This window comes from Flagellimonas sp. 2504JD4-2 (genome assembly GCF_053642935.1).
The window spans coordinates 239,143-252,265 of the sequence record NZ_JBSIOV010000002.1; the positions used below are offsets into that span (position 1 = coordinate 239,143).

General features: G+C 41.6%; 8 protein-coding genes. All 8 read left to right on the forward strand.

Annotated elements, in window-relative coordinates; genetic code table 11:
* The first annotated feature begins 36 nt into the window (after positions 1-36).
* Positions 37-2,244 (forward strand): bifunctional alpha,alpha-trehalose-phosphate synthase (UDP-forming)/trehalose-phosphatase, encoded by a 2,208-nt coding sequence (locus tag ACULLH_RS07815; RefSeq protein WP_454088183.1) that lies wholly within the window; start codon positions 37-39, stop codon positions 2,242-2,244.
* Positions 2,244-3,764, forward strand: coding sequence for a nuclear transport factor 2 family protein (locus ACULLH_RS07820; protein WP_454088184.1), 1,521 nt, complete (start codon positions 2,244-2,246; stop codon positions 3,762-3,764). Before ACULLH_RS07815 ends, ACULLH_RS07820 begins: the two co-directional genes overlap by 1 nt.
* A gap of 121 nt (positions 3,765-3,885) precedes the next feature.
* Positions 3,886-5,220, forward strand: coding sequence for a M28 family peptidase (locus tag ACULLH_RS07825; protein WP_454088185.1), 1,335 nt, complete (start codon positions 3,886-3,888; stop codon positions 5,218-5,220).
* Between the two features lie 43 nt (positions 5,221-5,263).
* Positions 5,264-6,877 (forward strand): M1 family metallopeptidase, encoded by a 1,614-nt coding sequence (locus ACULLH_RS07830; protein WP_454088186.1) that lies wholly within the window; start codon positions 5,264-5,266, stop codon positions 6,875-6,877.
* A 1-nt stretch (position 6,878) separates the two neighbouring features.
* The gene (locus tag ACULLH_RS07835; protein WP_454088187.1) at positions 6,879-7,460 is read left to right on the forward strand and encodes a YdeI/OmpD-associated family protein; all 582 of its coding nucleotides are present in this window, start codon (positions 6,879-6,881) and stop codon (positions 7,458-7,460) included.
* Between the two features lie 212 nt (positions 7,461-7,672).
* Complete coding sequence (locus ACULLH_RS07840; protein ID WP_454088188.1) at positions 7,673-9,070, forward strand: amidohydrolase family protein; 1,398 nt, start codon at positions 7,673-7,675, stop codon at positions 9,068-9,070.
* 132 nt (positions 9,071-9,202) lie between these two features.
* Positions 9,203-12,403 (forward strand): WD40/YVTN/BNR-like repeat-containing protein, encoded by a 3,201-nt coding sequence (locus tag ACULLH_RS07845; protein ID WP_454088189.1) that lies wholly within the window; start codon positions 9,203-9,205, stop codon positions 12,401-12,403.
* A complete protein-coding gene (locus ACULLH_RS07850; RefSeq protein WP_454088190.1) occupies positions 12,403-13,110 on the forward strand; it encodes a DUF2490 domain-containing protein in 708 nt (235 codons plus the stop codon). The genes ACULLH_RS07845 and ACULLH_RS07850 overlap by 1 nt, the downstream gene beginning before the upstream one ends.
* Positions 13,111-13,123: the final 13 nt, after the last annotated feature.

Genomic DNA, 13,123 nt, shown 5'->3' on the forward strand with positions numbered 1-13,123 from the left:
GAATTTTATTACATTTTGGTCCTAAAATCACCTTTCATGAGTAAAACTATAATTATTTCCAATAGGCTGCCAGTTCAGTTGCAAATAAGTGATGGTGGCCTAACTGCCATTCCAAGTGTCGGAGGATTGGCAACCGGTATGAAATCGGTTCATAGTGGTGGAGAAAGTCTTTGGATTGGATGGTCTGGACTTACAGAAGAGGATACACCATCATCTCTTGAAAAGGAAATTGACAAGGCTCTGGAACAACATGGATGCGCTAAGGTCAATCTTACCATCAAGGAAATGGAGGGATTTTATTTTGGTTTTAGCAACCGTACCGTTTGGCCACTGTTTCATTATTTTCTGGAATACTCGGAGTTCGAACTCGAATTTTGGAATATCTATAAAGCCGTAAACCAGAAATTCGCCGATGCCATTATTGAGCATTCAGATGAAGGTGATACCATTTGGGTCCATGACTACCAACTCATGCTGGTTCCACAAATGGTAAGGGAAAAAAGACCCAATACCTCTATTGGATTCTTTCTGCACATTCCCTTCCCCTCCTATGAGATTTTTAGGACGCTCCCTTGGCGTGAAGAAGTGTTGGAAGGACTTTTGGGATCAGATTTAATCGGTTTTCACACTTACGATTACGAACGTCACTTTTTAAGCTCCGTCAGAAGGCTTTTAGGACTGGATGTAAGTTTCAACGATATTTATCTAGATCATCGTGTCATCAAGGTCGATTCTTTCCCAATGGGAATCGATTACAAAAAATTTAAGGATGCTGCCATTGCGAATTCCAAAAACACTGATGAAAAACGTAGTGATCTTCAGATGAAATTGGATGATCACAAAGCTTCGGCACCCGACACCAAACTCATCCTTTCCATAGATCGATTGGATTACAGTAAAGGAATTGCCAAACGAATCAATGCCTTCGAATACTTCTTGAACAAGTATCCCGAATACAAAGAAAAGGTTCGGTTGATCATATTGGCCGTCCCATCACGTTCCAATGTTCCGCAATACCAATTGCTCAAAAAAGAGATCGACGAATTGGTGGGTAGGATTAACGGTGAACTGTCAACCGTAAATTGGACCCCAATTTGGTATTTCTATCGTTCCCTACCCTTTGAAAATTTGATCGATCTATATACTTCTAGCGACATTGCTTGGTTGACACCGCTTCGTGACGGCATGAATTTAGTCGCCAAGGAGTACATCGCTACACGAATCGACAAAACAGGGGTTTTGATTTTAAGTGAAATGGCGGGATCCGCCTATGAAATGAACGAGGCACTATTGATCAACCCAAATAATTTCGAACAGCAAGCAGATACCTTGAAAAAGGCGATTACCATGCCGCGTGAGGAGCAAGTTGCACGCAACATGTTTCTTCAAAACAGATTAGAGCGTTACAATGTGGAAGTTTGGGCCAATGAATTTATGGGCGCCCTTAACCAAAAGAGTGAAGGAGAACAAACACATAAATCCAAAAAAATGTCCGATACCATTCTTGAAAAGGTGGGCAAAAATTATGTGGAGGCTAAAAAACGCCTTTTGTTTTTGGATTACGATGGAACACTTGCAGGATTTCACAAAGACCCCCAGAAAGCATCCCCAGATGACGAGCTGTACCAACTTTTGGACAAACTGCAAAATCAAAAGAACACCACCTTGTATTTGATCAGTGGAAGGGACAAGCAAACCTTTACCCGATGGTTCCTGCACAAAAAATACAACATGATCGTCGAGCATGGGGTGTGGATTTCAAGGGAAGGCGAAGAGTTTAAACTTCTGGAAAAAGTAAAGGGTGAGTGGATGGAAAAAATTAAGCCAGTACTGGAATCATTTGTGGATCGTACACCCGGTTCTTTTATCGAGGAGAAAAACTATTCCCTAGCCTGGCATTACCGCAGTACTGACCCTGATTTTGGTGAAAAAAGAGCCACAGAACTCAATACCGTTCTCACAAGTCTCATTGGGAATGATGATATCAGTGTACTCAATGGCAACAAGGTTGTAGAGATAAAAAGTAGCAATGTGAACAAAGGCAGGGCTTCCGTTCGTATATTAGGGGAGGATGATTATGATTTTGTCCTTGCCATAGGTGACGACTGGACAGATGAATTTATGTTCGAGGAGTTGCCCGATTCAGCGGTAACGGTCAAAGTAGGGTTAAAGAAAACCCAGGCCAAGTACCATGTTGAAAGTACCAAACGCGTTAGAACACTTTTAAAAAGATTAGCAACATAATGAACCCCAAATTCTTGATTGCGTTCCTGCTCATGACTTCACTATATGGGCAGGTGAACACGGATGTGTATCTGTTTGATTTGTCCATGGAACAGGGAAATCCAGTATTGACCAATCCAAAGAACATTTCGAACAACGAAGGATATGACAATCAACCTTCATTTTTAAACAACAACACTATCCTCTTTTCGTCAACAAGAGCGGACCAGACGGATATTAGAAGGTTCAATATTGAAGCTGGAAGCACTACTTCATGGATTTCCAATACCCCGACTGGAAGTGAATATTCCCCATTGAAAATTCCTGGTAAGAATGCGGTTTCCGCGATTCGATTGGACTTGGACGGATTGCAACTGCTTTATGAATATGATTTGGATACAGGAGAACCTACTCCTATTCTTGATCAATTAAAAGTGGGGTATCATGTGTGGTACAATGACAGTATTTTGATTTCTTCCGTCTTGGTTGATAACCGATTGGATTTGGTCATGAGTAATCTTAAGGATGGTACCAACCGCACGCTACAAAGAAATGTGGGGCGTTCCCTTTCTAAAATTCCTAACTCTGAGCTGATCAGTTATATAAGTAAAAGGGAAAGTCCATGGCAGATAAAATCAATTGATCCGAACTCCAAAACTATCAAAGTTATTGCTGATGTTCCTGAAGAAAGCGAGGATATCTGCTGGCTAAATGCCACAAATATTTTAACCGGAGTTGAAAAGTCATTGATGAAATTTGATACCGAAAAGGGTGATGGATGGAGTCCAGTTATTGAATTTCAACAAAAGGAAATCAATAACATCAGCCGGATCACCGTAAATGAAAACCGCACCAGATTGGCATTTGTCGCGGAAGAATCCATACAAAAGCTGATCGACAGGCAAGTGAGCACTTTTAACAGTGCAGATTTGTTGGGTTTTGTATCATGTTATGCCGAAGATGTACTGGTACAACGGTTTCCCAACGAAACCATGTACCAGGGAAGGCAAAAAATGACCGAAAACTATGACCGGTTCTATCAAAATACCCAAGAAGCACAGGTTGAAGTTGTTAACCGCATTCAAATTGGAAATACCGTAATTGATGAAGAAGTTACACTAGTTGATGGCCGTAAAGGACATCAGGTAGCAATCTATGAAGTGAGCAACGGGCAAATTGACTCCATGCGATTTATCTTTCCCGATAGAGAGACCCATGATTCGGAATCTGTTGTTCAATTGCAATTAGAGGCCTACAATGCGCGAGATATTGATGCTTTTATGTCCACCTATGCTGACGACATCGAACTATTTAACTTTCCCCATAAGCTCTTCCGAAAAGGTGCAGCCAAAATGAAAGCATCCTATGGAACCTTTTTTGAATCAACACCTGACCTTCATTGTGAGATTAAAAATCGCATCGTAATAGGGAACAAAGTGATTGATGAAGAGTTTGTCATAGTCAACGGGTCCAATTTCAGTGCAGTAGCTATTTATGAAGTAGAAGATGGGAAAATCGCAAGGGTTACTTTTATTAGATAGACCTCCTCTGATCCTCTAAACAATAGTATTGGTCCAAGTTTTATTTTGTTTTTTGTTTGCCTTATCCTTTTGTCGATTTTTAGTACTTTCATGGACTTCTAAAACAAAAAAACGATTGTGAATGAAACAGTTCTACGCATTATTGCTTGCGCTATTTTGTCTTTCACCGATTTTCTCCCAATCTGATTCCCGTTTATACGATATCATTGAAAACGTTTCTATAGAACGAATTAAGGGGGATGTCACAACACTTGCCAATTTTGGAACACGTCATACCTTGAGCGATACGATTTCGCAAACCCGGGGGATTGGTGCTGCAAGAAGATGGATAAAATCAGAATTCGAGAAGACTTCGTCAGCATGTAATGGATGCCTTGAGGTATTCTACCAGAAGAACTTCGTCAAAAAAGGAGAAGGCTCAAGAATTGTCAAGGATGTTTGGGTGGTAAATGTTGTCGCCATACAAAGAGGGACCAAATTCCCAAATCGTTTTATCATCATGAGCGGGGATATCGATTCCCGTGTAAGCGATGCCAATGATTACACCTCAGATGCACCCGGAGCCAATGATAATGCCACCGGAATGGCTGGAGCCATTGAAGCCGCTAGGGTATTGTCCAAATACCAATTTGAAAACAGCATCATGTACGTCGGCCTTTCTGGTGAAGAGCAAGGGCTTTTTGGTGGAAAAGGTTTGGCCGCCCACGCCAAGGAAAATGGCTGGGAAATAATAGGAATTCTGAATAACGACATGATTGGGAATATCACCGGTGTGGACGGCGTGGTCAGTAACCGCGACTTCCGGATCTTCTCCGAACCCGTGCCTCCAACGGAAACTGAAGACCAACGTAGGGCAAGACGGTTTTATGGTGGTGAGGTTGATGGGATTTCCCGTCAATTGGCCAGATACGTGCACAAAACAACTAAAACTTATATGCCCGACATGAACCCAATAATGGTCTATCGCTTGGACCGTTTTGGAAGAGGTGGACACCACAGACCCTTTAACGATGTTGGTTTCGCTGGAATTCGAATCATGGAAGCCCATGAGAATTACACCCAACAACATCAAGATATTAGAACGGAGAATGGCATTGCGTATGGAGATGTTCTGGAACATGTGAATTTTGAATATGCTACTAAGCTAACCGCGGTCAACGCGATCAACTTGGCTTCTATAGCTTGGGCTCCCCCTGCCCCATCCACAGTTGAAATTGGCGGTATCGTTGAACCTTCGGCCAAACTAAGATGGAATAAGGTCGAAGGAGCTATAGGTTACAAAATATATTGGCGAGACACTACTTCACCAACATGGGACCATTCAAGATATGTCGGTGATATTTCAGAATATACCTTAAATGGCATTGTTATTGACAATTTCTTTTTTGGAGTAGCAGCCGTGGGAAAAGATGGGCATGAAAGTCCAGTGACTTTCCCAAATAAGATTTTTAGATAGTATCGGTCATTTCGAGTAAGGCCATAAGTTTTGATAGCAACATATGAAACATTTTTTCACACCCTTTCTGATTATATGCGCAATACATATTTCAGTAGCCCAAAATTTTACTAGACAAGATACGCTTCGGGGAAGCATAACCCCAGAACGTGCCTGGTGGGATTTAAATTATTACGATTTGAATATTAAGGTCGACCCTGAAACGGAAACTATCGGAGGCTATAATGTTATTCGATACAAAGTGCTGGAAGAGGCCGACGTACTTCAGGTAGACCTGCAAAAGCCACTTAAGATAGAATCTGTTTCGCAAGATGGAAAAGAACTCGACTTCACTATGGAGGGAGCAGCTCATTTTGTGAAATTGAAGAAGAAACAAGTTCCTGGAACCTACAATCATGTGGTTGTAAAATATTCCGGAGAACCTAAAAAAGCCATACGGGCTCCCTGGGATGGCGGTTTTTCATGGGAAAGGGACAAAAAAGGAAACCCATTTGCGGCAACTTCCTGCCAAGGATTGGGCGCCAGCGTTTGGTGGCCCAACAAAGATCATATGTATGATGAAGTGGATAGCATGCGGATAAGTGTGGCCGTTCCGAAATCATTAATGAATGTCTCCAACGGAAGGCTTCGAAGAGTGGATAAAAACAAGGACGATAAGATCTATACCTGGTTCGTCTCCAATCCTATAAACAATTATTGTGTCAATGTAAATATTGGTGATTATGTGCATTTTGGTGAAAAATACCAAGGTGAAAAAGGAGAACTGGATCTCGATTATTACGTTTTACGTCACAATCTGAAAAAGGCTGAAGAGCAGTTTAAACAAACCTCTTTAATGCTTGAAGCCTTTGAGCACTGGTTTGGGCCATATCCATTTTATGAGGATAGCTTCAAGCTTGTCGAAGTGCCCTATTTGGGCATGGAGCATCAAAGTTCGGTCACCTATGGAAACCAATATCTAAATGGTTATTTGGGTCGCGATCTCTCCAAATCGGGTTGGGGGTTAAAGTTTGATTTTATTATTATCCATGAAGGTGGACATGAATGGTTTGCCAATAACATTACCTACAAAGACATAGCGGATATGTGGATTCATGAATCATTTACAGCCTATTCTGAAAACTTGTATTTGGATTATCACTTTGGAAAAGAAGCTTCAGCAGCATATGTCATCGGCACACGTTTCAATATTCAAAACGACCGACCTATAATCGGTCCGTATAATGTAAACAAAAGAGGTTCGGGTGATATGTACTATAAGGGTGCAAATATGCTTCATACGCTTCGGCAGTTGATAGAGGATGATGAATTGTGGAGGCAGGTGCTAAGAGGGTTGAACGAGGAGTTTTACCACCAGACGGTAACCTCGACACAAATTGAAAACTATATCAGTGAAAAAACCGGAAAAGACCTCTCTGCTTTCTTCAACCAGTACTTGAGAACCACAATGATTCCAAAACTGGAGTATTCCATCGATGGGAAAACCCTAAAATACAGGTATGTGAATATCGTAGAAGATTTTGATATGCCCATTCGCATTTTTGTGGATGCAAAGGAGCATTGGATATTTCCAAACGCTGAATGGAAAACCGAAACGCTAAAGGGAACCGACCCAATATTTGATATCAATTTTTATATAGAAACCGAAAAAATATAAATTGACCAACTATCCTGAACATTATTTTAAAAATGATGCTGAATGGAGGGACTGGCTCCATAAAAACCATGCTGCATCCTCAGGAATCTACCTGATTCTGTACAAAGTGGACCATGAAATGGAAAGCATGCGTTGGGAAGAGGCGGTTCGTGTTGCCCTGTGTTATGGATGGATAGATAGTACCGTCAAAAGCTTGGGAGATGGTAAACGCAGGCAATACTTCTGTCCAAGAAAGCCCAAGAGCGTTTGGAGCAAAGTAAATAAAGACCACATCAAAGATCTAATCAAAAGTGGTTTGATGCATACAAGCGGTCATGACATCATAGAAACAGCCAAAAAAAATGGTTCATGGATCGCTTTGGACGATGTGGAAAATGGTGTTGTTCCCCAAGATTTACAAAAAGCCTTTGATTCCGATAAAACCGCTTTCGAAAATTTTCGGAACTTTACGCATGGACAGCGTAAAAGTTACCTCTATTGGCTTCATCAAGCAAAAAGGGAAGAAACGCGACAAAAAAGGATAAAGGAAATCATCCAGTGTTGTGCGGCCAATATCAAATCCAGAAATCCAGGAAGCAGATAACGCATCGGCTCTAAACTGAGCTTCTTTTCAAAAAGAATGCTGATTTTGGACGTATTTCGGATGGAAAAATTGCCGAACTTGTAACTTGTCCTTTTGGATTCCAATCTGTTGGAAACATTATAATACCCTAAAACCATATGCAGTACTCAAAGGGATAAGTTATTTGCTGAACAGCTTGACAAACTTTTGAATGCATCCGAAATACAGTAACCATGAAAGCTACATTTAAAAAAATCACCCTTCTCCTGCTTGTATGCACCATCGGGAGTTCATGTCAGACAAAACAGAAGGCCGAAGAGATTAGTCCTACCCTAATGCTTATTTCCAAGGCCAATATTATTGATGTCCGAACAGGGCAGGTCAAAACAGGTCAGAACATTTTTATCGACTCTGGGAGAATAAAGCAAATCAATGCGTTGGAAATCGATGATCTATCAAAATACCATACGGTCATTGATGCTGAAGGACAATTTGTAATTCCCGGAATGGCGGAAATGCATGCGCACATTCCTCAGCCTCCTACCTCCAAGGAGCGCCTCGAAGATGTATTGTTTTTGTACTTATCACAAGGGGTCACAACAATCAGGGGTATGTTGGGACATCCCAATCATTTGACCCTTAGGAAACAAGTTCAAGATCGTGAGGTTTTAGGTCCAAGAATATTTACATCGAGTCCCTCACTGAATGGGAATACGGTAAAAACAGAGGAAGAGGCCATTGAAAAAGTTACGGCTTATCAAAAAGATGGCTATGATTTTCTGAAAATCCATCCCGGGATTCAGCGAAATGTATTCGATCAGCTGGTAAAGACAGCGAATGAAGTCGGAATCTCTTTTGCCGGACACGTTCCCGTTGATGTGGGTATCCGCCACGCACTCGAGAGCAAGTTTGTATCCATTGACCATGTCGATGGATTTTTGGAAGGATTGGTTCCAGAATCTGAAAACGTCGATCCTACTTCCAATGGCTTTTTTGGTTACAATTTCGCCCCTCTGGCAGATACCACAAAAATTGATGAATTGGTGCAATTATCCAAGGATAACAAGGTATGGATTGTTCCTACCCAAAGTCTATTTGAACGATGGTTTGCACCTACAAATGTTGACAGTCTATTGGCGGAACCCGAAATGAAATACATGCCCAAATCCACATTAGACAATTGGAGACGGGTAAAAGTCCAGACCATGGAGAATTCAGGTTTCGCGGTGTCCCAATGGGAGCAATTTGATGCAATTCGAATGAGCCTGATCAAAAAACTACAAGACAATGGCCATGGAATGCTTTTTGGATCGGATGCTCCACAGTTGTTCAATGTTCCAGGTTTTTCAGTGCAACATGAAATGAAAGGAATGGCAAGAGCGGGAATGCAACCTTTGGAAATCTTGCAATCCGCTACGATCAATCCAGCTATCTTTTTTGAAATGGAAGATACTTTCGGTGAGATCAAGGAAGGTTTGGAAGCAGATTTGGTCCTTCTTACCTCCAATCCTCTGGATGACCTTAAGAACTGCACCAAAGTTTCTGGGGTTATGGCCCGTGGCACATGGATATCCAGCGCTGATATTGAAAAAAGACTAAAAGAAATTGCTGACAGGGCAGCTATGAATTGAATCCTATTCGGTAAGCTACCAAAATGGACGAAGTTGTCTGATGATGGAGGACTCCTCGTCCATTTCCCTTAACACCTTTTTAAGAAATCCACTTGCCGTTTTTGGTATCTTTAGCCGAGCAATTTACCAACAATGAAATATTTCTACACACTATTGATGCTATTGGCATCTTTCCCCCTTTTTTCACAAGAATTTTCAATGGATTTGGTTCAGGATATGAAACCAAGGAACATCGGTCCCGCTGGAATGAGCGGACGGGTCACTTCCATAGATGTAGTCCATTCCAAACCGGATGTCATGTATGTCGGAACGGCTTCAGGAGGCCTTTGGAAATCTACCTCTGGTGGAATTAAATGGGAACCAATTTTTGATAAAGAGGTCACCGCTTCCATTGGTGCCGTAGCTATTCAGCAATCCAATCCATCAGTACTATGGGTGGGAACCGGTGAAGGAAATCCCAGAAACAGCCTAAATGGCGGATATGGTGTTTATAAATCCCTTGATGGAGGTAAAACTTGGAAGTCCATGGGACTTGAAAAGACCAGGCATATCCATAGGGTGATTATTGATCCGACTAATCCAGATGTGGTCTATGTCGGGGCAATTGGGTCTCCCTGGGGAGTGCACCCCGAACGTGGCGTTTATAAAACCACGGATGGCGGTAAAACCTGGAACAAAATCCTCTTTGTGAACAACAAAACGGGCATCGGCGATTTGGTAATGGACCCATCCAATCCCAACAAACTGATTGCAGCTATGTGGGAGCACAAACGTGACCCTTGGTTTTTTAAATCGGGTGGAGCCGGAAGTGGGCTTTACATTACCCATGATGGTGGGGCCAATTGGAAAAAGTTAACCGATGAAGACGGTCTTCCAAAGGGAGAACTCGGACGCATAGGTATTGCCATTGCAAAGAACAAACCCAACATTGTTTATGCCCTCGTAGAAGCCCAGAAAAATGCGCTCTATAAGTCAGAGGACGGCGGTTTTAAGTGGAAAAAGGTCAATGACAAAAACGATATTGGCAATCGCCCTTTTTACTATTCCGAAATCTATACGGATCCTCAAAATGAAAATCGCGTCTATTCAATTTTTACTTACGTGAATGTTTCCGAAGATGGAGGAAAGAATTTTAAGCAACTAATGCCCGCTTATCAAGTAAACAATGGCGTGCATCCAGACCATCATGCCTGGTGGATCCATCCCGAGAACGGACAATTTATGATCGATGGTAATGATGGGGGTGTCAACATCACCAAAGATGGAGGCAAAACATGGCGTTTTATTGGGAATCTTCCGGTGGCGCAATTCTACCATATCAATATAGATAATGAATATCCTTATAATGTTTATGGTGGAATGCAGGACAATGGCTCTTGGCGGGGTCCAGCATATGTCTGGCGTGCACAGGGCATACGAAACAGTTATTGGCAGGAAATCGCCTTTGGTGATGGTTTTGACGTAGTCCCTGATCTAGATGACAATCAATTTGGTTATGCCATGAGTCAGCAAGGTTTTGTGTCGCGATACGATTGGAAAACCGGGAACAACTACATCGTCAGACCAACACCTCCGGATGAAAAAACCAAGCTTCGCTTCAACTGGAATGCTGGGATAGGTCAAGACCCTTTTGATAACAGCACGGTTTATTTTGGTAGTCAATTTGTACATAAATCAACCAATAAAGGATTGACATGGGAAGTGATCTCACCTGATTTGACGACGAATGACAAAGAAAAACAAAAGCAACACGAAAGTGGTGGACTTACCATGGACGCTACTGGTGCTGAAAATTACTGCACTATTTTGGTTATCGAGCCATCACCCGTGGAAAAAGATATGCTCTGGGTCGGAACAGACGACGGACGTGTTCATTATTCCCAAAACGGAGGTGGCAGCTGGATAGAGGTCACAAAAAACATAAAGGGATTACCACAAGGTAGTTGGATTCCGCAAATCAAGGCCTCCAAGAAGAATAAGGGAGAGGCACTACTTGTGGCCAATGATTATAGAAGGTTCAATTACGAACCCTATGTTTACCGAACCAGGGATTATGGTAGAACTTGGACAAGAATCGTGGACGGCAATGATGCAGAAAGCTATGCTTTGTCTGTTGTGGAAGATGAAAAGAATCCGAATCTTATATTTCTAGGGACGGATGATGGACTTTATATCTCATTCGACGCGGGAGGCAAGTGGCAAAAATGGACTGAAGGCTTTCCAACGGTTTCAACCAAGGATTTGGTTATCCAACCACGCGAAAATGATTTGATCATCGGTACTTTTGGAAGGGCCGCTTGGGTTTTGGATGATATTCGACCTTTAAGGGAATTAGCTGCCAATCCATCGATTTTACAAAAAGATATCAGTCTTTTTGATAGCCCAGATGGCTACTTGGCGGCTTATCAACAAGCCACAGGAAGTCGTTTCGGAGGCGATGCCCTGTACAATGCCGAAAACCGAAAGTCAGGAGCGATGATCACCTATTATCTCAAGGAGGGTAAAAGCAAATCCAAATCTGAGGAAAAGAAAGACGATAAAAGTGAAGAAACCAATAAGGATGAGGCTAAAAAAGCCAAGGATTCTATTTTCTTCAAATTTTATGATGGAGATAGGCTGATTCGCACCCTTAAATACAAAACTCCCAAAAAACCAGGCTTCCACAGAATCTATTGGAGTCTTGATGAAAAAGGTCCCAACAGACCATCAAGAAAAATCAGCAAGAACAAATCTGAATCAGGAGGCATTAGTGTTAAACCTGGAACTTATAAAGTCAAAGTACACCATGGAGAGGCGGTTGATTCCACCACCGTGACCGTCAAGACGGATCCAAGGTTGAAAACCTCTAGTGCTTCCATAAATGAAGTATACGCTACTGGTAAGGAGTTGGAAAAATATATTCAAACCGCCGCAGATGCCGTAAAGCAGTTGGTAGAGAGTAAAAATTTGGCCAACAAGTTCCAAAAGGAGCTTAAGGATATGGACAAAGACAAGTATAAGAAGGACATTGAAGCCTCTACGGCGATTGTAAAACAAATAGATTCTGTTATAGCTCTCTATTTGGGCAAAGAGGATAAAAGACAAGGGATTACCCGAAATCCAGAGATTTCGGTCATGCAGCGATTGAACACCGCAAGCTTTTATGTAGGTACTCGAAAAACTGGAGTGACAGCTACGGAAAAAAGATTGCTTCAATTTGCCAAAGAAGAGCTTCAATCGGCCTTGGAAAAGACCAATTCCTTTTTCAATTCAGATTGGAAACCTTATAGGGAATCCATTGAAGCTTTGGATGTATCTCCATTTAAACAAACATCAACTTTTACTATAGATTAATGAGAAAATTCATGTTACTAGGGGTTTTATTGACCTCTATACTTACAGTTAACGCCCAACAAGCAGGTGAAGATGAATGGGGTGCTTGGTATATGTATTTTGGCACCAATAAGGTTTCTGAACGTTTCAGTATCCATACCGAGGCACAATTTCGATTTTATGAGACCACTGATAATTTTAACCAATTGTTACTGAGAACTGGGTTAAATTATCATATTGATGCGAATGCTATCGCTACCTTCGGATATGGATACATAGATACAGATCCCACGTTTCAAGGTGATGAAAATTTGGTGAATCAGATTTTGGAGCATCGTATTTTCGAGCAATTTATACTTAAAAACAAGGTTTGGGAATTTCTCTTTGAGCATAGGTATCGATTGGAACAAAGGTTTATCAATAACAAAGATTTGGACAATACCTTCACCGAACACAGAGCCCGTTATCGTATTCAAGTCACATTGCCGCTCACTGACACCTTTTTCTTGAATTTCTATGATGAATTGTTCATTAACCTTCAAGACAACCTATTCGGTCAAAACCGTTTGTATGGAGCATTGGGGATTCATATTACCGATAATAGCAGTGTTCAATTCGGATATCTGAGAAATCAGTTTAGTAATGCTGTGTTCGACCGCATACAGATAGGTTTCTTCTTTAATCCCGACTTAAGAGGTGTATTCAAAAAGAAGGCTAAGGACAACTAATCGGCTGTTACTT

What these genes read in the sequence shown, in the direction of transcription:
- ACULLH_RS07840 (WP_454088188.1), top strand. Translation starts at nt 7,673, where the DNA reads ATGAAAGCTACATTTAAAAAAATCACCCTTCTCCTGCTTGTATGCACC.
- ACULLH_RS07820 (WP_454088184.1), top strand. Translation starts at nt 2,244, where the DNA reads ATGAACCCCAAATTCTTGATTGCGTTCCTGCTCATGACTTCACTATAT.
- ACULLH_RS07845 (WP_454088189.1), top strand. Translation starts at nt 9,203, where the DNA reads ATGAAATATTTCTACACACTATTGATGCTATTGGCATCTTTCCCCCTT.
- ACULLH_RS07830 (WP_454088186.1), top strand. Translation starts at nt 5,264, where the DNA reads ATGAAACATTTTTTCACACCCTTTCTGATTATATGCGCAATACATATT.
- ACULLH_RS07815 (WP_454088183.1), top strand. Translation starts at nt 37, where the DNA reads ATGAGTAAAACTATAATTATTTCCAATAGGCTGCCAGTTCAGTTGCAA.
- ACULLH_RS07825 (WP_454088185.1), top strand. Translation starts at nt 3,886, where the DNA reads ATGAAACAGTTCTACGCATTATTGCTTGCGCTATTTTGTCTTTCACCG.
- ACULLH_RS07850 (WP_454088190.1), top strand. Translation starts at nt 12,403, where the DNA reads ATGAGAAAATTCATGTTACTAGGGGTTTTATTGACCTCTATACTTACA.